This window comes from Borrelia persica No12, assembly GCF_000500045.1.
GTDB lineage: Bacteria > Spirochaetota > Spirochaetia > Borreliales > Borreliaceae > Borrelia > Borrelia persica.
Genome location: NZ_AYOT01000225.1, coordinates 34,531 through 54,348 on the forward strand (window position 1 = coordinate 34,531; position 19,818 = coordinate 54,348).

Here is a 19,818-nt window from a genome sequence, read left to right on the forward strand (position 1 = left end):
ATGTAATTAGATATGCAATATAGTAATGAGTCGAGTGCTAGTACTAAAACTAAAATAAAAGCTTTAAAATTTTTTTCTAGGAAAATGCTCTTAGAATTTAATTTTGGCGGATATCGTTCTATTTTTAAAGGTCTTGGTCTTGAATTTCATGAGTTTAGGCCATACGAAGAGACAGACGATGCTAAATTGATTGATTGGAACGTTAGCTCAAAAACGGATAATATATTTTCAAAGGTTTTTAGAGAAGATAAGGGCATGAATTTGCATTTGCTTGTTGATAATTCTCTTTCCATGAATTTGGGAAGTGTGATTACTAAAAAAGAGATTCAAGATTTATTAGTTTCTATTTTTGCTCATATGGCATTTTTTAATAATGATAAAATAGGTATGACTTTTTTTTCTAGTAAAACAGACAAATTTATTTCATCTAGAAAGGGCTATTCGCATTTAGGATTAATTTTAAATGAAACAATTAATAGACAATTGAATAGGGGCAGTAATCTAACCTATGTGTTTAAAAATACGGCTGAGTATTATAAAAAAAGGTCTTTGATTATTATCATTTCAGATTTTAAAGCCAGTGATTATTTTAAATCTTTAACTGTTCTTAGTAAACGTCATAATATTATTGCGATAAGACTTACAGATTTTTTTGATGAAAATCTTCCTCAATATGGGGTTTTGACCTATGAAGATATTGAAACACGTGAGGATTTTTTGGTTTCTGGATTTAGTAAGAGGATATTAAATAGTTATAAAAATTATTGGACATTAGATAAAATAAAATGGAGAAAAGAGTGCATAAAAAGAGGTATTAATTTTATAGAAATTGATACAAAAGATGATGTTTTTAGAAAATTGAAAGTTCTTTTGAAAAAGGAGAATGGTATTTGAAAAATACAATTCTCCTTTTAATTTCGTTTCTATCTTTTAATTTATTTGCCTATGAGATCAAAAATGAAATATTTATTCCTACTCGTTATTATGTGGGAGATACTGTTGAGTTTAAATTTTCTTTGATTCTTGGTGATAATGAAAAATTTATTCCTACTAAGTTTGAAGCAATTAAAAATGAATTTGTTGAGGTTAGTTCCATTTTGTACAGACCTGAGAGCGGGGAGGTAATAATATATTTTGTTTCATTTTATATAGGAAGTAATACTCTGCCACATATTTATATTGGAGATATCATTATAAATGATAAAACTTTTAAATTAATTCTTAATAATATCAAAATCAATACTAGTAAATTAGTTGCAGATGATGATTCTCTTAAGATCCAAGATATAGAAGGAGTTCTGTTTCTTCCTGGTACAAGTACGTATTTTGTTATTTTTATTTTGGCTTTTATATTAATCCCTTTTCTTTTTATTAAATTTTTGAAACTTATAAAGCAATTATTAGCATTTTTAATAATGCGACATAATTTGAAAAAACCTTATAGAGTATTTCAAAAACAATTGGGTATTTTATCTAACTATGTTAAAAATCGGGAAGAACATAGTGTTTTTTATAATTTATTAAATTCATCTTTAAGAGTTTATTTGTCTAAAAAAACGGGTTTTGATTTTAATGCGATTACTACGACTGAAATTTCTGAAATTTTACAGAATCTTAATGTTCCTCATGAAATTCGTTCAACTTTTGTTAATATGCTTAGGCTTTCTGATTTTAGTAAATTTAGTGGAATTAATTTATCGGGTAGTAATTTATCTCTTGTGTTGGATGATTTAAGAAAGGCGGCTTTGAATTTTGAGGAATTTAATAGAGGTGATAATGTTAACGTTCAATGAACCTTTGTATTTATTTTTACTTGTAATACTTCCATTAATAATTTACTTTAGCCATTTTTTTAGGCGTAGAGGTGGAAAAATTAGATTCCCAATGTCTATTTATGGAAATTTTGGTTCTATAAAATTAAGAGATTATGTATTAAATTTTTTGTATTTTATTACTTATACTTTTTTTTATCTGGCATTAACAGTTATGATTTTAACTTTAGCAGGTCCTTCTATTTCAAAAAAGAAAATGACTTACCTTAGTAGTGGGGCTGATATTGTTATTGTATTAGATATATCTCCTAGTATGGGAGCTATTGAATTTTTGATGAAAAATAGACTTGAGTTTGCAAAAGAATTGATTGAATATTTTGTATATCAGCGAGAAAATGACAATATTGGTTTAGTAGCTTTTGCAAAAGAAGCATCGTTAATAGTTCCACTTACAATTGATAGAGATTTTTTTTCTAAGAAGTTAGATGATATTTACATTATGGATCTTGGAAATGGATCTGCTTTGGGACTTGGCATTTCTATTGCTCTTTCTCATTTAAAACATTCTGAAGCTCCTAAAAAATCAGTAATTGTTTTAACAGATGGTGTGGTTAATTCAGATGAAGTTTATAAAGATCAGGTGATAAATCTTGCTCAAGGATTAAATGTTAAAATTTATTCTGTTGGCATTGGTAGCAATGAAGAACTTAATGTTGGCTTTAAATTGAGATCTGGTGAATTTTATCAGGGGGTTTTAAAGGAAGTATACGATCCTAGTATGCTTATTGAGATTTCAAATAAAACAGGAGGACTTTTTTATTCTGTTGGTGATGATTTTTCATTTAAACTTGCAATTCAAGATTTTTCAAAAAAGGAAAATGTAGAGAGAAAAGTTAAAATAGCAGTTGATAATGATGATGTTTATAATGAGTTTTTATTGGTAGTATTTTGTTTATTAATTCTTTATTTTGTTTTTTCTAAGATTTTCTTAAAAGAGGTATTATGAGTATAGGCAATTATTATGCTTTTTACTTGTTTATAGTTTTATTTTTAGTTTTTTTTGTGTATGTCTCTAATTTTAGAAAAGCGCTTCCATTTTTTAAAGCCCTAAGTATTATGTATTTTAATAGTTCTTATATTAAAAATTATTATATAAAGAAAATTCTGATGATTTTCTTTTTTGTTTTAAGTCTTGGTTTTTTAATTGTATCTATTTTGGATATCTCATGGGGACAAAAAGCTACTGAAGATGAGAGAACAAATGTAAGAATATCTTTTGTCTGTGATATTTCACGTAGCATGTTAATCTTTGATGAGGGAAAATCTATTAATAGGCTTGAGAGTGCTAAAAATTTTATTAGTTTGATTTTAAATAATTTTGAGAATGTTGAGTATTCTCTTACTGTTTTTAAGGGCAGATCTTTATTAGTATCGCCATTTTCTAAGGATAAGGCCAATTTATATAAGATGTTAAATTATGTTGAACCTAATTTAATAAGTTCGTCTGGTAGTTTTTTAGGTGATGGTGTTTTGAATGCTATACAGGGGATCAAAGACAATTCTTATTATAATTTTTTGATAGTTTTAACAGATGGTGATGAATGGGGTGAGAATAATTATTATACTTTTTCTAAGTTAATTGATGCACGTAATATTGCAAGCTTTGTAGTTGGAATTGGGAGTAAGAAACCATTTTCTTTTCTTGGTAATAATTTGAGTGTGAGAGATCAAAATGGTAGTGCGGCAAATCTTGTGCTTAATGAAGATAATTTACATCTCTTAGCATCTTCTATTAAGGGTTCTTATTATGATTTATATGTGAAAGGTGCTAATTATGTTATTAATGAGATAAGGAATGGTATAATAAAGAAGAGTTCAAGTAATATTGTGTTGATTGGCATTTTAAGATATAAGCTTTTTTTAGCTGTTTCTTTTTTATTTATGATGTTGTATATATTTGTTAAGGTCATTAAATGGGACGATACTTTTTAATTTGTTTATTGATAAGTTTTGTGTTTACGTTTTTTTTATCTTGTTCAAATATTAAAGCTATGTCTCTTATGGCCATTGGTAATTATAAATATATTAGAGGTGACTATCAGAGTGCAATTTCTACTTATTATAATCTTGTAGATGATGAGAAGAGTTCTGCATGGGGTTATTATAATCTTGGGATTGTGTATTATTCTTTGGGAGAGTATGAAAGCTCTCTTCGGATGTTTTCGTATGCAAGGAGAGATGGTGATTTTTTCTTGAATTTTAATGTAAGTTATAATGAGGGGATAATATATTATAATCAGGGACTTTACCGAAAAGCAGAAATGGCATTTAAAGAAGCTTTAAAAATTAATCCTGCAAGTTATAATGCTAAATATAATCTTGAACTTGCAATAATTAAAAAAAGGACTATACCGGGGAATTTGGATAATTTGAATGTTAATAAAAGTCAAAGTTTTATTGAGAATAATGAAAATTTTTTAAGGTATATCGAAAATCTTGAGAGGGTTTTATGGGTAATGAAGGCAGAAGATCAAGTTATGTCAACACGAGACGATTGGTAATATTTGTAGTTTTATTTCTAATAAATTTTAAAGTTTATGCTTTATCTGGTACTGATTATTTAAGATCTACTAAGGTTCTTAAAGATTCTAAGGTTATTCATATTATTAGATTAAATTTGCCTCAGGATATTGATGAGAAAGCATTGAAGTTTGAAATAAATAAGGATATAAGTGATAATGCTAAGATTGCCTTAATATCTAGAGTTCCAGATGGAAATAATGTTGTTACAGAGATAAAGATTGAATATATTTTCGATAAATTAGGATTTGTTAAAATTCCTTCATTAAAAGTTATTTATCATGATGATATTTACTTGAGTTCAGAATTTGAAGTGGCTATCTTAAGAAAAGATGAATTTCTCTCTTCAGGCTTGCCGGTTGGGTTATACTGGGATTTTAATAAAAAAGAAATTTATGAATATCAAAGTGTTGGATTTGTTTTGCGTTCGAATTGGCTTTTAAATAATAATGTTAAATCTATTGCCAGTTTCTTTAATGCAGTTAAAGATGCAATGATTGATAGAACTCCTATATTTGAAAACATTAATTATAAGACTTTTAATAGTAAAGAAATTTTGGATGTTCCTCTTTATAATTTTATTTTAACTCCTCTTAGTGGGGCAAAAGTTGTTGTTATTCCCAGTGTTTCTTTTAATATAGATGCAAATATTATGCGCATGAGTCCTGAGATTTTGTTAAAAATCAAACCAATACCTGATGAAGTTAAATCTTTAGCTGTTGGAACTTTTAAAATTGATTATGATTTTCCCAATTCCAATTCTATCAATCAAGATACCTTTGCTATTTTAATCAAAATTACAGGGCAAGGTAATCTTCCTCATATTCGTTTTCCAGAAATTGAGACTTATAATTCTAGAGTGATTTATAATAAAAAAAATTATAACTTTGAACCTTCAAAAGATGGTTATCGAGGTAGTATATCTAATGTATATACTATTAAGCCAGATAATAAGGGTAATTTGTTTGTAAATATTGGTGATTTTACGTATTTAGATCCTGAAGATGATAAAATTTATAGACTCAGTGGTAAACGACTCAAGTATGAATATTATGGAGAGTTTAAAAATAACAATGATTCTAATCAGGAGTTATCTTCGGATTTTGATTTACTATCATATCATGATATTTTAAAACATAAAAATAAAACTTTTTTATTTTTTGTTCCCATTTATTATTTAATCCTCATGCCAGGAATTTTATTTTCTTTAGCTATGTTTATTAGACATAGGAAATTTTTTATTGCATCGGGTTGTGGGTTAATTGTTTTAATATTAACTCTTGCTGTTAGTCTTAATGCTATCAATGATGGTTCTCTATCAGAAGATAGTATAAATGATTTAATAGATGATTATAGATCAAATAATTATGGTGAAGCCCTTAATAAAATTGATAATATTATTAAGAAAAATTTACATTATTCAGGACTTTGGTTAAATAGAGCTCTTATTTTAAGTAAGATGGAGAGATCTTTTGATTCAATTTATTCGGCTTATAAGGCATTTTTTACGTCTCCAAGTAATGATAGTTTTTACAAGGTTGTTGATTTTATTGAGACTAAGAATGGAATTAATGATAATATTCGGAATAATAGTTTTGTTTTTTCCAATGTTTTTTTTATCATTAGTTTAGTTTTAATCACTATTTCAATTATAATTGCTTCTTATAAATTTTATGCTAAAAATTTAAAGAGAATTATTTTATTCTTGCTTTTATCTATGACATGTTTTACATTGTTTCAAACATATTATTTTTATGTTGAACAACAGGCTGAAATTGGCATTATTAGGGGTGATTTAGTTTCTCTTTATAAAGTTCCTGATAATTTTTCTAGAAGTTGGAGATTTTTAAAAGGAAATATAAGTGTTTATGTTCTTGATAGGAAAGATGACTTTATTCTGATTCAGACAAGTCATGGACTTAAAGGATGGGTTCATAAGAATTTTATTGCATCTGTTAAGGATGATTTAATATAAAATAGGATGAATTTGTTGGTTTTAGGTTTTTTACATAAAAAATTATTTCTCTCTGTATACTATTCTTCCTTTTGTCAGATCATAAGGTGATAGCTCAACTTTAACTTTATCTCCAGGAACTATTTTAATAAAATGTTTTCTCATCTTGCCAGACAGGTGAGCTAAGACTAAATGTCCATTTTTAAGTTCTACTCTAAACATTGTATTGGGAAGAGATTCTTTAACAATGCCTTCAGTTTCAATAGCTTCTTCTTTTGTATTCAAAATGCCTCCTTGTTATTTTGTGTAACAGAATAAATTGTACACAATTAGGAATATCATTGCAATTATTTTTTACTAAAAATTAATGTACTAGTTTACATTATATGGGATTGTTTATATAATTACACGGAGTTTTTTAAAAATTGTAATTTATTATAGGGAGGTAATATCATGCAGAAAAGTAATTTTAAGCATGAATTTGTTGAAAAGATGCGGACTCTTCTTTTGGAATCAAAAAAAGAAATATTGAATTCTATAAAATCTGTTGAAGATAGTAAAAGAGAAATTATTAATAATGATATGCATCTAAAAGATATAGTTGATATTGCATTTGACAATATGGATGGCAATAATCTTGAGGCTTTAAGTTCAGTTGAAAAAAAGAAACTTGATTTAATCAATCAGGCTCTTTATCGAATTTCTCAAAATACTTATGGTAATTGTTTAGCTTGTGATAAGAGTATTGCAGAAGAAAGGTTAGAGGCTATTCCTTATGCAGTGTTATGTATAATTTGTCAAACTAAAAAGGAAAAAAAGAACAGACGATCAATTTAATGTTTAATTGTTTAGAATTGTAATTTCTACTCTTCGATTTTTTGATGCTAAAGGAGATGAGCTTACATACTTAGGTTTTTTAGCACCCCATCCTTTAAAAAATATTTGGTTTTTGTTTTTTACTTTCATTTTTAATAAATAGTTTCCAATTTCCCTAGCTCTTTTTTCAGACAATTCTTGCATTTCTTCTTCTGTTCCAAATTTTGCTGTGTGTCCCTCTATTAGAATGTTATTGTCTTTGAATTTTTTGAGTAAATTGGCTATGTGCTTTAGTTTTTGATGTTCTTTTTTAAGGATTTGAAATGAATCAGGTTGAAATTCAATGTCTAAGCTTAATTTAATACCATTTTGATTTTTTTCTATTTTAATAGAATCTATTTGTTCTTTTTGAATATATTTTTTAACCTCGTTCTCTATTGTATTGTCATTTGGCAGTTCAATAGAGATTGTTTTTCCAGATGAGCTTCCAATCATTTTGATATTGTTTTTACCATTTTTCATTTGAAATTCATATGTGTCATGGTATTTATATATGTTCCCTAATTCTAAGTCAAAGTATATTTTTTGATTGACTTTTTGAGAAAATAATATGTTTTTTACATTGTATTTAGATTCGTAGCTTGAATGAATGATGTCATAATATTTGCCGTCTATTTTTTCTTTACCTTTATATGTGTAATTTACATCAAATTTTGTGATGAAGTCTTTTATTCCTTTCGAAATTTCAGATGCTTGGATATATTCTTTTGCTGGATATGTCCATGTTTCATTTACTTTTATTGGTCTTTTTGGAAATTGTGGAATACCTCTAACAGAAGGTCTTTTTTGATTGTGATTAATTTTGTATTCACCTTGTTTGTTTATGCTAAAATTTCCTTCAATTTCTTCTTTAAGTAAGTAAACATCATTATCATCATCTCTTTTTAGTACTCTAAAATAAGATTTGATGTCTGCAAAATTGTTTTTTACATCTTTTATTTCGCTTGATACTTGAATATTGGTTTTTGTTTTTGAGTTTAATATACCATTAAGATAGACTTCTTGCTGATCTGTTGTTTCTATTCTAAATTTAGTTCCTTTAATATATTTAAATTCTAATATTTCAGATGCAAATGTTATAACTTTTATTAAGCATAGCAATATTATAATTTTAATATTCATCTAACGAATTATATCATAATAGGATTGTATTTTTTTTTAATATTTCGTTAAATCTTTTAATAATGCTTTGTGAGTTTTATATTTTAGTTATAATGATTGTATGTATATAGTTGTTTTAAGATTTTAATTAAATAGTCAATTGTTTTGAGGTATAAAAAATGAAAAGAAAAAGTGGAGTTTTGCTAAGTATTAGTTCTTTGCCATCTAAGTATGGTATTGGCGATTTGGGGAGGGGGGCATATGAATTTATAGATTTTCTTGTCGACTCATCGCAAAGTTATTGGCAAATATTACCATATGCATTTTCTAATTGTGAAGAGTTTTCTTATTTAAGCTGTTCTGCATTTGCTGGTAATATAAGTTATATTGATTTAAATGCCATTGATAGATTTATTGATATGGATTTAAATACTTTTGGATGTTTTGAAGATAGATGTATTGATTATGAGAAGATAAAAGCCAAGAATGTTGTTTTAAGAAATGCTGCTTTGAATTTTTTGCGTAGAGCAACAATTGATGAGATGTATACGTTTGAAAAATTTAAAAAATCTGCTGCTTATTGGCTTTTAGATTTTTCTAGTTTTGTTGCTTTTAAGGAATATTATTGTAAATTTCAAGAGCCACAAACTTTTAATCTTTTATTTAGTAGAGAGGTCTTAAAAAGAGATACTAAAGCTTTAATGAAATTTCGAGAAACTCTTAGTCTTGAGATCAACATTCAACAAGTATTGCAATATTTCTTTTTTTCTCAACTTCAGGCTTTAAAGAAGTATGCTAATAGTGTTGGTATTAAAATAATAAGTGATATTCCTATTTTTATGTCTTATGATTCTGCTGATGTTTGGGCTCATCAAAAATATTTTAAATTGAAATTTGATGCAAGTAAGGATAAGGTAACAGGTGTACCTCCTGGTCATTTATCTGGGCAAGAGTACCTTTGGGGCAATGCAGCTTATAATTGGAAGGCTTTACGGAAGGATGATTATGTATGGTGGATTAATCGTATTGATTTTATGCATAAATATGTAGATATTATTAAATTTGATTATTTTAGAGGATTTGTATCAACTTGGGAAGTTTCTGCTCAAGAATTTTTGCTTTATAGCAATAGTGGACAATGGGTCAAATGTCCCGGTAAAGATTTTTTTGGAACTGTTTTAGATAAAATTGATGATTTGGAAATTTGGGTTGGGGACCTTGTAAATGCTCGTGGGGATGTGTTTAGGCTGAGAGATTATTTTAATTTTCCAGGAACTATAGTTATGCAGTTTGCATTTGATTTTGATCCTAAAAATTTATGTCTGCCACATAACTATGTAAAAAATTGTATTGTCTATACAAGTACTAATGAAAGTGATACTATTCGTAAATTTGTTAATTCTATTGATGATAAGCATAAAGAGTATATTTTTGATTATCTTAATACTAATGAGGATTCTGTTGTTTGGGATATGATACGAGGTGCAATGGCTAGTGTTGCAGATAATGTAATAATTCCAATGGAAGATTATCTTGAGCAAGTAATTGATCTTAAAATAAATATGTCAGGGACAATTGTTAGCGATTTTAGGATTTTGAGTTCTGATTTAACCATCGATTTAAGCAAAAAAATTAGTAATATTACAAAACTTTATGGAAGAATTTAGGTAGTAATTTTAATTATTTGTTAAAATAATATTTGTTTTTAAATCTGTTTTAAAAGAAGGTTGGATGTTATTTATATGAGGTTGAATTCATGCGTAATGTTTTTGTATGTAATTTATTTACTGTTTTCTTGTTTTTTTTTGTGTTTCCGTTTATATTCGTTAAATGAGTCGTGGTATTTAAAAAATGGTAATTTCTTTTTTGTTTATAAAGGTTCTTTATATAAAAAGCATAATAATACGATATTTAGAGTTGCTCCTAAGGGAATAGAGACTAGATGGATATATCCATTTAAGAATCCTGTGCTTAAGAGAATAACTTCTCTTTATGAGGATTTTTATTCTTCAAATTCTCTTGTAACAACAAGTGATTCTGTTTATGTTTCTCATAATTATTTTAAAGATTTTATAAAATTATGTGATACTGAAAAATTTAATAAAAATTCTTATATTACATCAAGTGCATTATCTCGAGGAGAATATAAGCGTATTGCTGTTGGTACTTCTAATAGTGGACTTTATATAAGTATTAATAATAATTTGGATTTCAAAAGCCTAAATCCTTTGATTTCTAAGACGTATTTGGGTGCTGGTTATTATGATATGATTAGCTCAATAGAATTTTCACTGAATAATGAAGATGAATTGTATTGTTCTTATGGAATTTATGGGGATATTATTTTAATTAATACAATGTCAGGAATTGTTAAAAAATTAAATTTTCCATTTAAAAAACAAATAGTGCGTATTATTGATTTATCTGATAAAAATATGGAAAAACTTTTGGTTGGAACTTATGATAATCATTTTTATTTGTATGTTAATGGGAAGTGGAGCTTTGCTAGTCAATTTTCGGTTTATGAGAATGATTATCTTCAAAAAGCAAATAGAATGAATCTTGCTTCTAATAGAGGTGCCATTTATTTGACGGCTTATACTCTTAGAAATAAAGTGGCTGTTGATGAGAGATTTGAGTTTATTAAGAGATTAGGTATGAATGCTGTTATTATTGATTTTAAAGATGATAGTGGTATTTTAACTTATGCAAGTCAATTAGAGTTGCCCAATAAGATGAAGGCAGTTAAAAAGTTAATAGATGTTCCTTATATTTTAAAGAAGGCAAAAGAATTTGGAATATATGTTATTGCTCGTGTTGTTGTATTTAAAGATTCAAAACTTTATTTACATAATAATTGTGAGTATGCTCTTTGGAATAAAAAGACCAATCGACCTTGGGGAAATATTGTAAAAGTTAAGAATGGTGGTTCTTTTAAATTTGTACAGAAAGAGCATTGGGTAGATCTTTTCTCGCAAAATACGTGGGATTATAATTTATCTATTGCAAAAGAAATTCAGTTGCTTGGAGTTGATGAGATTCAGTTTGATTATATTAGGTTTCCAACAGATGGGCCTGTGTCTTTGATAACCTCAAGATTTAACAAATATAAAATGCGAGCAATTGATGCTCTTGAATCTTTTTTGAGTTTGGCTAGAGAAGAAATTTCTATTCCTATTTCTATTGATATTTATGGGAATAATGGATGGTTTATTGCTAATAGTATTGGTCAAAATATTTCTATGATATCAGATTATGTTGATGTTATTTCTCCCATGTTTTATCCTTCTCATTATACTAATGATTTTTTGAAGAATGATTTATACTATACTACCAGGGCTTATAAAATTTATAAGGAAGGAAGTAATAGGGCTTTTGTGTTTTCTTTAGGTAAAGTTATAATTAGGCCCTATGTTCAAGCTTTTTTGCTTGGTGCAGAACGTTTTGTGAATGAGGAGATTTATTTAAAATATTTTTCTCATCAATTAAAAGGTGTTAAAGAATCTTTGGGAAATGGTTTTAGTTTATGGAATGCATCTAATATTTATTATATGGTTAAAAATAATTTAAGCGAATTTTTAGGTTTATCTTAATATCATTTTTGTAAGGAGATTTATTTGGAATATATTCATTTTCTTTATGTAACATGTGGCATATTTTTATTATATCTTGGTGGTAACTGTCTTTTAAAGAGTTCTGTTAATATTGCTGCCTATTTTAAAGTGCCAAACCTTTTAATAGGAGTTGTAATAGTATCTCTATCAACGAGTGCTCCAGAACTTTTTACAAGTTTGATAGCATCTCTTAAGGGAAAAAATGAAATTATTGTTTCTAATATCATTGGTAGTAATATTATTAACATATTGCTTGCACTTTCTTTAACAGGTTGTTTTTTAGAGATTAAAACAGATTTTAATAGACTGAAATTTTCTTTTATAGTGTTATTTGTATTGATGTTTCTTCTATTATTACTTTCTTTTGATTTTGGTTTTCTAGCTTTTTTTAAAAAATCTTATCATAGGATCAGTTCATTGATAATTTTATTTGTGTTTTTATCTTATTTGTTTTTATTTTATAGAGAAGAAAAAAAATATAATCCTATTACAAAAGATGTAGACAGTCTTGATTGTGATTATGGATTTAAGTTTTTATTTTTAAATTCTATATTGTTGTTTTTAAGTATGTATTTTTTATATTTAGGCTCGAAGTTATTAATAGATAGTTCAATATACATTGCTCATAATATTTTTCATATTAGCGAAAAGGTTATTGGAATTATTTTTGTTGCTTTTGGAACCAGTATACCAGAGATTGTTGTTTCTCTTTTTGCCATAATGAAAAAAGAATCAGATATTGCTCTTGGTAATATTATTGGCAGTAACATATTTAATATTGGGTTTATTTTATCTAGTAGTAGTTTTATAAATCCAGTACTTATGAGTGATATTTATCTTGTTGATTTTGGTATTATGTTTGTTGTAACTTTGATTTTGTTATTGATCGTTAAATTTAAAGGGGTTTTTGATAGGGGTCCTTCTATTCTATTTTTGTTTTTGTATGTTTTATATAATGCGTATTTATTTAATGTTTCTTAATTTTATTAAATTTATCAATATGTTATTATAAGTTATCTTTTGATTGTTTTTTATATGAGGAGATTAAAAGTATAAAATGAAAAAGTTACCCGAAATTTTTTATCTAAATGATAAAGAAGTGGATATTTTGATTTCTCAAATAGGAATTTCTTCAGATACTCAAAAAATGATTTTGCGAATTATTTTGGAATGTAAAAATAATGTTATGGATTATGCTAAGTTTGTTGAAGATTATTCGGTTAAGATAAGGTCTCTTAAAGGAGAGTTAGAGTCTTTATTTCGCAAACTTTATGAGGTTAGGAGAGGAATCATTGTTAATAAGGTGACATCTAATGGAGAATTGTTACCTGATAAAATAATAATAACAGATGAAAATAGTTGTAATTTTTATTATTATGCTATCGAAGATTTGTTCTTAAAGCATTATTTGGGAATAGAACTTTTTAGTACTTTGCTTACGATTAAAAATATAGATAAGAATTTGTTAACTTTTGAAAAAGAATTTGTTATTCTTACAAACGAAGAGATCAATCTTAAATATTTCCAAGAATATTCTTCATTAAATAAGATATTTGTGTACAATTTTTTGATAATTCCTTCAAGACAAGCATTATATTTTGTTGAGTTTATGAAGAGAATTTTATTTAAAATTGCTTCTAACAGAATAGTTAAAGACATTTTTATTAGAGCTAAAAATTTAAAGCTTAGTGAGTATGATCGAATTTTGGATGAGGGTATAGATGGTATTGGAGTTGCTTATAATCTTCTTCTAGGAATTTTGGAAAATAAAGAGGAGATCTTAAGTAAGAAAGGTGTTAATATTTCAAAACATTATTTTGTCTTTCTAGAGATATTAAATATTTATATTGTTAATGAAAAAAAATTAGAAGAACTTAAGAATTTAGAAAATATTAAGATTGATGAAACTTTAAAATTAATTGAAAAGACAATAGAATTTAAGCCAGGATTTATTAATATAGAAGACTTTAAAAGTATTCTTCAAGATCATGCTGTTAAATTATCTGATGCTAAGAGTTTTTTAACTGTAGCTAATGGATATTTTTTTGAATCCAATGTTAAGGGTTCTTTGCCAAGGATATTTAATATTAAACATGGTATGTATTTATATAAGCCATGTGCTTATTCTATGTTTTTAAAAGAATTCGCTCAAATTGTAATTGATATTGGAGAAAAATTGCGAAATGATTTTGCAAAAATGCTTAATAATGGTAAAAATTCTTCTGTTGTTCTTACTGAGGAGGGTCTTGAGAAAACATTGTCTGAATTTATTACCAATTATGATCTGAATGATTATTGCTTAAATAATAAAGTTGCATTTCTTGATTTTATTGTGTCACATTATAGACGAGTTTCTAAAACGCAAAATCTTCAGGTTCAGATTAAAGATGTAATAAAAAATGAGGCTGCTAAATATTTTAAAAATAGTACCACACTCTTACCACTTTATAAGATTTATCAAATTAACTTGTCTAATCTTTTAGATTCTGCTTATAGAGATTTATCCTTGTTAAGGAGGATTGTGTTGTTTTTGACGGGAAAATATCAAAGTTATAAAGAAGCTTTGTCTAGATTGAATTCAAAGGTGATAATTAATAATCATGTTGGAGGTCTTTTTGATCCAAACGAGAGAGTAAAAAGGCAACTAAGTAAGAGACGAAAACAGAGAGAAGAGAGAAAAGAACAGATCAGAAATTCCTATTCCAAAAAAGGTAAAGGGACTTCCAATACAGGACATCCTTCAGGTCGTATTTATAGTAAAAGTGAGCAAGATGAAGCTTGGTTAAAATTTGAAGATAAATTGAATAAGAAATGATTATTTAAAATAAATCTTTAGGTCTTCTTGCTGTATTTTTTGAAGCTTGGCATTCTGCATAGTGTTTTATTTTTCCATTTTCAAATTTGGATTTCATGATAATTTTTCCACCCCATCTGCTTAGCAATTCTTTAGATCCGCTTCTTTGAGCATTCTTGGAAATTTTTGCCATATTAACTCCTCATTTTATTAGTTTATTGTATAATAAATTTATCAAAATAAAGTTGATTTATCAAGGAATGGTTATGTTTTTGATAATGTTTTTTGTGGTTTATAGCCTTTTTTCAAAAGAAATTTATTATAAATTTGTTGATTATGATATTGATTATAAGATAATTGGAAAATATGAAATTAGTAAGGAAGATGCTGAAGAGGAATGTGGTTATAAATTTACATATGATGATAGCAAGCTTGTATTTGTTGATTATATTGGAAAGCTTAGCATTTTAATGCCTTCTTTTTTTGGTGCAAATCAGGTAAAAATAGAACATTCTCAAGATATAGAAAGGAGATTGTTTTTAAATAAAGGTTTTGCTGTTAAGAATTCAAAAAATGTTTACGTTGAACAGGTAGAATACTTGTCAAATGGCAGGCCTAAGAGTATTTTTAATTATAATAAATCTAATGAGATTATAAGGGATAAGTATGGAGTTGCTTATTATCATTTTGTTTATAATGATGATAGTAGTTTTTATGTTTATAGATTTAGTGAGGTTGGTTTTCAAATTAAGGATTTAAATGATGTTTATTATACTAAGATTGTTTATGAGAATTCTAATCAAACAAAGACAGTTTTATATTACGATGATAATAACTATAATATAAAGGCTAAAAATGGGATTTATGGTTTTAAATTGACTTATGATAGTACGCATAATATTGTAAAGGAAGAGTACTTAGATGAGGAATCTGCCTTATCTTCAAATCCTTTTTCCGTTGCGGTAAAGACATATCGTTATGATTCAAATGGTAAGCTTATTGAAATTGTAAATTATGATATTAAAAATAATTTAACTCCTGATGAGAATAATGTGGCAATATATAGATATGATTATAATTTCAAAGAAAAAGATTATTTTTATAGGGAATATAGTTATGATGCTAATAATAATTTGTCTGTTGGTCAAAATGGTTATGCTATGAGGAAAACCATTTTTTATATACAAAATAATGAAAAGAGGGTTATAAATTATAGTAATAAAATAAATAAGAATTATAATAGTGCCGTTCCTGCTAATTATGAAGAAAAATATGAGATAATGGATGATTTTAAAGGTATTGCAGTTTATAGTTATAAGTATGATAACAAATTGTATTTAATAGAAAGACTTTTTTTTGATAAAAATTTCAATTTGATCAGTGATTCTAATGGTGTTATGATTTATAAATATGCTTACAATGGAGATGGACTTCTTGAATCCCAAGAACATTATGGAGATTTTGATAATCCTATAAATGATATTTTGGGTGTTTTTAGGTATAAGTTTTCGTATGATATTAATGGCAATATGATATTGAAGAGTAATTATTCTAAAAATGGAACCTTGGTTGCAGATGGAAGTGCTGTTTTTGAATATGCTTATGAGTATGATAAACAGAATAGATTAATTAGTCAGAAAAATTTTGGCAATCTAGGTCAGTTGCAAGATGATATTTATGGTGTTAGCATGTATAAATATGAATACAATAAATTTGGTAAAATTTCAAAGAAAACAAATCATGGGCCAGATTTAAGATTGCGAGATAATATTGGGGGTATTTCAATTTGTAAATGGGTATATGATAGTAAAGGTAATTTAGTTGATTTTCAAAAATTTGATTCTTTAGGTAATTTAATATAAATATTTTTTTTTCTCGTGTTTTCCAATAGAACAGAGTAGTTCATATGTACTTATTCCAGATTCTTTGCTAAGTATATCTAGGCTTAATCTTTCAGAAACTATTTCTACTCTCTCTCCTATATTGATTTTTAGATTTTTAGGTATTTCTATAATGGAAATGTTCATACATATTTTTCCTCTAATAAAACATTTTTTATCTCTTATTATACAGTAGAAATTTTTAGATGTATTTTGTGGAATGCCATCAAAGTATCCAACTGGTATGAGTCCAATTTGCATATCTTCTTTTGCTTGAAATAGTCCTGAGTATGACACTTGGTCTCCTTTTTTTATATTCTTGATGAATATGATTTTTGAATACAAATTTAGTACAGGCTTAAGTTTGAGATTATTGTTTTGTTTGTTTGGATTTGGATGGTATCCATATAAAATAAGGCCTGGTCTTATCATGTTGAATTTGTCATTTATTTTATAGCTTGCTATGTGTTCTGAATTAGAGACATGAATGAATTTTGGATTTATATTGTTGTTTTTAAGTCTATTTATTAGATAGTCAAATTTTTTGATTTGTGTTTGAGTAATTTTTGTGTTTTCTGTTGTTGGCAAATGTGTACAAATTCCTTCAAATTCTACTAGTTTTGAATTTTGGATTTTAGTTGCTAGATTGAAAGCATTCTCTATTTTAATTCCATATCTGTTCATTCCTACATCAACTTTTAAATGAACTTTAGTTTTTTTATTTTGTCTCTTACATTCTTCTTCTATCAGTGATAGATATTGAGAGTCAGCTACAAAAGGTATCATATCGAATTCTACCAGTTTTTTTATTGCATTTTTATTTGTATTATTGATATAGAGTAGTATATTTGCGTTTTTATCAATTTTTCTAAGTTTTAAAGCATCATCTATTCCAAAGAGACCAAAATAATTTACTCCTTTTTCTTTTAAAAATTTAAATGTTTGCATAAGTCCATGTCCGTAAGCATCTGCTTTTATTGTTGCAACTAATTCTTTTTGATGAGCATAACTTTTAATTGTGATTAAATTATGTTCTAGATTTTTGAGGTTTATTATTATTTCTTTATGTTTGGTCATTTTGTATATTATATTATATGCCTATAAAATTTATACTTATGCTTTTGAATTTACTTATTTAAAGTATTTGTATGATTGAAGCATTTCATATTAAACCTTATTAGATTTAAAGAAAAGGAATCTTTGGTGCCAAAAAATGAATTATTCCGATAATTAATGCCAGTATTCCTATTAATGTTTTATTGTTTTCGATGAATGATTTAAATTTTCCGTATTCTTTGTTATTTTGGAGAGTGATAGGCATTTTTTGATTTAAAAATAATATAAAACCAATAAGAAATAAAGTGATAGCAGGAAATAAATTGCCAATTATTGGTAAATCATAAGGGATAATTATTTCAAATATGCTAGCTGTTATAAAAATTGTGCCCAAAATACTTCTTACAGCGTTGTTATTGTTGATTATATTTACAAATTCGTCAAAGATCATTAAACATTTAAGCTTGTTTCTTAAAGTTGGAAATGCTAGTATTATTCCTCCTAAAAGATTAAGTAAAACAGATATAAAATATATTTGTAACATCTCTTATCCTCCAAGATTTAATCCTTTATTAAAATATGCCTTGTATCCTCTTTGAGTTATTAGCATGATATTTAGTAAACTTTCATTCTTATATGCAACATTAGTATATAATGTATAATTAATCTTGTCTATGTAAATCATGTTATTTTCAATAAGTTTATTATCTAAATATAATTCTATATTGGCTTTACCTAAATATTTTATGTCATTGTTTTGAATGTTGATTTTAAGATATAGGTTGTTGTTTTTGATTGTATGTTCTATTGTAATTATAGGCTTATATTTGTTTTCTAAATTTTGTAATTTGGGAATTATTATAACCTTAGTAGTAATTAGTATAAGGACAAAGATTATTCCAAGAATTAGTTTTTTTTTAAGGAGTTTTTTATTTTTGTCTTCTATTATGTATTTACAATGATTATTTTTCATAAATATTGATTATAAATTATTTCATAATTTAAGTAATGTGTTTAAGTTCCACCAATAAACACTAACTCCGTTTTTCTCTCCATAAAGTATACTAAGTATTCCATCTTTAGATAGACTTTCTGCAAGAAATTTAAGATTAGGTGGTTCAATGAGTATCATTTGTTCTTTTATTTTTCCCTTATTGTCTAATTTCCATATTAAAGTATTAGACAAATTTTTCATATTAGTAGATGCTATTATTTTTTCTTTTTGAATTCCAATGATATTTATAAAGCTTTCTTGTTGATCGTCTAATAAATTTTGAGGTAATGTAATTTTATTTTTTATTTCAAATTCTTTATTTTTATTTAAGCTCATTGTATAAAAATATTGGTTTTTGATTTTGACTCCAAGATCGTTAATATTTTCATTTGTTCTAATGTTTTCATAGTGGGTTGTTTTTGCATAAATGATTTTTTTATTTACTTCAAAAAATATTTTGTCTATTGATATATTATATTTTTTTTTCTCTTCTTCTGGTATTTGTAATATGTTTGTATTTATATATATCTTATACAGGGGTGAGAGATCTTGCTTGTAAGAATATATTATGTAGCCTTCATTATATATGGTTATTATTGCTATGTTATTTCCATCATCAATATTGATGTCACAAACTTCGGGGAATGGTGTTCCATTATGTCCTTCTTGTCCCAGTATTGCTACAGATGAGTCTTTATTTAAAATGAATATTTGGGTAGAGTATGCTATATTTTCTTTCTCATCAAATTGAGATTTTTTATTGTCTATTTTATCTGATACTATAATAAAGTCTTTTGAGGGATAAATAGCTTGAATATTTTCAAAATCTACTTTTTTTATTTTAAGGTTGTCGTTTGTTTTAAATATGCTGTTTTGGTAAGTTTGAATTAATTTTCCATAAGAGGTAAAGATCATGAGTTTGTTTGTTTTTGCCTCTACAATATATACAAGACCGTTATATGTCTTAATGTCAAAAGCTGAATTTGTAAATTTGTTTGTAAGTGGGGTTATTTTTCCAGGCAATGTCCCAAATGGTATCTTAAACTGTTGTTTTCCAAGTTCGTTTAAAGTTTTAGTGTTACATGATATAATCATGAAAAGTATACTTAAATGAATTTTATACAACTTTTTCATATTTTAGATGTTATTATTTTAAATGGTTGAAAGTCAATTATTTTAGGAGTATTGATACCTAAT

Annotated in this window: 19 protein-coding genes; 12 read left to right on the top strand and 7 right to left on the bottom strand. The window is 26.4% G+C overall.

The window, feature by feature from the left end; translation table 11 throughout:
• The first annotated feature begins 12 nt into the window (after nucleotides 1-12).
• The 6 genes from U881_RS0108950 to U881_RS0108975 are packed head-to-tail and all read left to right on the top strand — an operon-like array spanning nucleotide 13 to nucleotide 6,327.
• Complete coding sequence (locus U881_RS0108950) at nucleotides 13-894, top strand: DUF58 domain-containing protein (protein WP_024654087.1); 882 nt, start codon at nucleotides 13-15, stop codon at nucleotides 892-894.
• Entirely contained in the window at nucleotides 891-1,793 is a 903-nt protein-coding gene (locus tag U881_RS0108955) for a hypothetical protein (RefSeq protein WP_024654088.1), read from the top strand. Before U881_RS0108950 ends, U881_RS0108955 begins: the two co-directional genes overlap by 4 nt.
• A complete protein-coding gene (locus U881_RS0108960; protein ID WP_024654089.1) occupies nucleotides 1,777-2,778 on the top strand; it encodes a vWA domain-containing protein in 1,002 nt (333 codons plus the stop codon). Before U881_RS0108955 ends, U881_RS0108960 begins: the two co-directional genes overlap by 17 nt.
• A complete protein-coding gene (locus U881_RS0108965) occupies nucleotides 2,775-3,764 on the top strand; it encodes a vWA domain-containing protein (RefSeq protein WP_024654090.1) in 990 nt (329 codons plus the stop codon). The genes U881_RS0108960 and U881_RS0108965 overlap by 4 nt, the downstream gene beginning before the upstream one ends.
• Nucleotides 3,746-4,333 carry a tetratricopeptide repeat protein gene (locus U881_RS0108970; protein ID WP_024654091.1) on the top strand — a complete coding sequence of 196 codons (588 nt, stop codon included), beginning with the start codon at nucleotides 3,746-3,748 and terminating at the stop codon, nucleotides 4,331-4,333. Before U881_RS0108965 ends, U881_RS0108970 begins: the two co-directional genes overlap by 19 nt.
• Complete coding sequence (locus U881_RS0108975) at nucleotides 4,282-6,327, top strand: SH3 domain-containing protein (RefSeq protein ID WP_084538470.1); 2,046 nt, start codon at nucleotides 4,282-4,284, stop codon at nucleotides 6,325-6,327. Before U881_RS0108970 ends, U881_RS0108975 begins: the two co-directional genes overlap by 52 nt.
• Nucleotides 6,328-6,369: 42 nt before the next feature.
• Here the strand turns inward: U881_RS0108975 and infA are convergent, their stop codons facing one another.
• The gene (gene infA, locus U881_RS0108980) at nucleotides 6,370-6,591 is read right to left on the bottom strand and encodes a translation initiation factor IF-1 (protein ID WP_012537936.1); all 222 of its coding nucleotides are present in this window, start codon (nucleotides 6,589-6,591) and stop codon (nucleotides 6,370-6,372) included.
• Between the two features lie 168 nt (nucleotides 6,592-6,759).
• Here infA and U881_RS0108985 point away from each other — a divergent pair, with 168 nt between their 5' ends.
• Nucleotides 6,760-7,143, top strand: coding sequence for a TraR/DksA family transcriptional regulator (locus tag U881_RS0108985; protein WP_024654093.1), 384 nt, complete (start codon nucleotides 6,760-6,762; stop codon nucleotides 7,141-7,143).
• A gap of 3 nt (nucleotides 7,144-7,146) precedes the next feature.
• Here the strand turns inward: U881_RS0108985 and U881_RS0108990 are convergent, their stop codons facing one another.
• Complete coding sequence (locus tag U881_RS0108990) at nucleotides 7,147-8,304, bottom strand: OmpA family protein (protein ID WP_024654094.1); 1,158 nt, start codon at nucleotides 8,302-8,304, stop codon at nucleotides 7,147-7,149.
• 158 nt (nucleotides 8,305-8,462) lie between these two features.
• Here U881_RS0108990 and malQ point away from each other — a divergent pair, with 158 nt between their 5' ends.
• The 4 genes from malQ (at nucleotide 8,463) to U881_RS0109010 (ending at nucleotide 14,712) form a co-directional block, all read left to right on the top strand.
• Nucleotides 8,463-9,950 carry a 4-alpha-glucanotransferase gene (gene malQ, locus U881_RS0108995; RefSeq protein ID WP_024654095.1) on the top strand — a complete coding sequence of 496 codons (1,488 nt, stop codon included), beginning with the start codon at nucleotides 8,463-8,465 and terminating at the stop codon, nucleotides 9,948-9,950.
• A gap of 75 nt (nucleotides 9,951-10,025) precedes the next feature.
• On the top strand, nucleotides 10,026-11,876 hold the full coding sequence (locus tag U881_RS0109000) for a putative glycoside hydrolase (protein WP_038364213.1): 1,851 nt from the start codon (nucleotides 10,026-10,028) through the stop codon (nucleotides 11,874-11,876).
• A gap of 24 nt (nucleotides 11,877-11,900) precedes the next feature.
• Nucleotides 11,901-12,878, top strand: coding sequence for a calcium/sodium antiporter (locus U881_RS11220; protein ID WP_038364216.1), 978 nt, complete (start codon nucleotides 11,901-11,903; stop codon nucleotides 12,876-12,878).
• Between the two features lie 76 nt (nucleotides 12,879-12,954).
• Nucleotides 12,955-14,712 carry a hypothetical protein gene (locus U881_RS0109010; protein WP_024654097.1) on the top strand — a complete coding sequence of 586 codons (1,758 nt, stop codon included), beginning with the start codon at nucleotides 12,955-12,957 and terminating at the stop codon, nucleotides 14,710-14,712.
• Nucleotides 14,713-14,716: 4 nt separating this feature from the next.
• On the opposite strand, the gene U881_RS12380 is transcribed toward U881_RS0109010, so the two are convergent.
• Nucleotides 14,717-14,884: a hypothetical protein gene (locus U881_RS12380; RefSeq protein ID WP_152520723.1), complete on the bottom strand. Its 168-nt coding sequence runs from the start codon at nucleotides 14,882-14,884 to the stop codon at nucleotides 14,717-14,719.
• A 73-nt stretch (nucleotides 14,885-14,957) separates the two neighbouring features.
• Between U881_RS12380 and U881_RS0109020 the strand changes: the two genes are divergently transcribed.
• Nucleotides 14,958-16,553 (top strand): hypothetical protein, encoded by a 1,596-nt coding sequence (locus U881_RS0109020; RefSeq protein WP_024654098.1) that lies wholly within the window; start codon nucleotides 14,958-14,960, stop codon nucleotides 16,551-16,553.
• Here U881_RS0109020 and alr read toward each other — a convergent pair.
• The 4 genes from alr to U881_RS0109040 form a co-directional block, all read right to left on the bottom strand.
• Nucleotides 16,545-17,648 (bottom strand): alanine racemase, encoded by a 1,104-nt coding sequence (gene alr, locus U881_RS0109025; protein ID WP_024654099.1) that lies wholly within the window; start codon nucleotides 17,646-17,648, stop codon nucleotides 16,545-16,547. The genes U881_RS0109020 and alr overlap by 9 nt on opposite strands.
• Before the next feature lie 106 nt (nucleotides 17,649-17,754).
• On the bottom strand, nucleotides 17,755-18,171 hold the full coding sequence (locus U881_RS0109030) for a hypothetical protein (protein WP_024654100.1): 417 nt from the start codon (nucleotides 18,169-18,171) through the stop codon (nucleotides 17,755-17,757).
• A gap of 3 nt (nucleotides 18,172-18,174) precedes the next feature.
• Nucleotides 18,175-18,600: a hypothetical protein gene (locus U881_RS0109035; RefSeq protein WP_024654101.1), complete on the bottom strand. Its 426-nt coding sequence runs from the start codon at nucleotides 18,598-18,600 to the stop codon at nucleotides 18,175-18,177.
• Nucleotides 18,601-18,621: 21 nt separating this feature from the next.
• Complete coding sequence (locus U881_RS0109040; RefSeq protein WP_024654102.1) at nucleotides 18,622-19,755, bottom strand: LIC_12708 family protein; 1,134 nt, start codon at nucleotides 19,753-19,755, stop codon at nucleotides 18,622-18,624.
• Nucleotides 19,756-19,818: the final 63 nt, after the last annotated feature.

Coding starts and splice junctions, on each gene's coding strand:
- U881_RS0108975 (WP_084538470.1), top strand. CDS start 4,282: ATGGGTAATGAAGGCAGAAGATCAAGTTATGTCAACACGAGACGATTG.
- U881_RS0109020 (WP_024654098.1), top strand. CDS start 14,958: ATGTTTTTGATAATGTTTTTTGTGGTTTATAGCCTTTTTTCAAAAGAA.
- U881_RS12380 (WP_152520723.1), bottom strand. CDS start 14,884: ATGGCAAAAATTTCCAAGAATGCTCAAAGAAGCGGATCTAAAGAATTG.
- U881_RS0108950 (WP_024654087.1), top strand. CDS start 13: ATGCAATATAGTAATGAGTCGAGTGCTAGTACTAAAACTAAAATAAAA.
- U881_RS0108970 (WP_024654091.1), top strand. CDS start 3,746: ATGGGACGATACTTTTTAATTTGTTTATTGATAAGTTTTGTGTTTACG.
- U881_RS0108960 (WP_024654089.1), top strand. CDS start 1,777: ATGTTAACGTTCAATGAACCTTTGTATTTATTTTTACTTGTAATACTT.
- U881_RS0109040 (WP_024654102.1), bottom strand. CDS start 19,755: ATGAAAAAGTTGTATAAAATTCATTTAAGTATACTTTTCATGATTATA.
- U881_RS0109030 (WP_024654100.1), bottom strand. CDS start 18,171: ATGTTACAAATATATTTTATATCTGTTTTACTTAATCTTTTAGGAGGA.
- U881_RS0108965 (WP_024654090.1), top strand. CDS start 2,775: ATGAGTATAGGCAATTATTATGCTTTTTACTTGTTTATAGTTTTATTT.
- U881_RS0108990 (WP_024654094.1), bottom strand. CDS start 8,304: ATGAATATTAAAATTATAATATTGCTATGCTTAATAAAAGTTATAACA.
- malQ (WP_024654095.1), top strand. CDS start 8,463: ATGAAAAGAAAAAGTGGAGTTTTGCTAAGTATTAGTTCTTTGCCATCT.
- U881_RS0109000 (WP_038364213.1), top strand. CDS start 10,026: ATGAGGTTGAATTCATGCGTAATGTTTTTGTATGTAATTTATTTACTG.
- U881_RS0108985 (WP_024654093.1), top strand. CDS start 6,760: ATGCAGAAAAGTAATTTTAAGCATGAATTTGTTGAAAAGATGCGGACT.
- U881_RS0109035 (WP_024654101.1), bottom strand. CDS start 18,600: ATGAAAAATAATCATTGTAAATACATAATAGAAGACAAAAATAAAAAA.
- U881_RS0109010 (WP_024654097.1), top strand. CDS start 12,955: ATGAAAAAGTTACCCGAAATTTTTTATCTAAATGATAAAGAAGTGGAT.
- alr (WP_024654099.1), bottom strand. CDS start 17,648: ATGACCAAACATAAAGAAATAATAATAAACCTCAAAAATCTAGAACAT.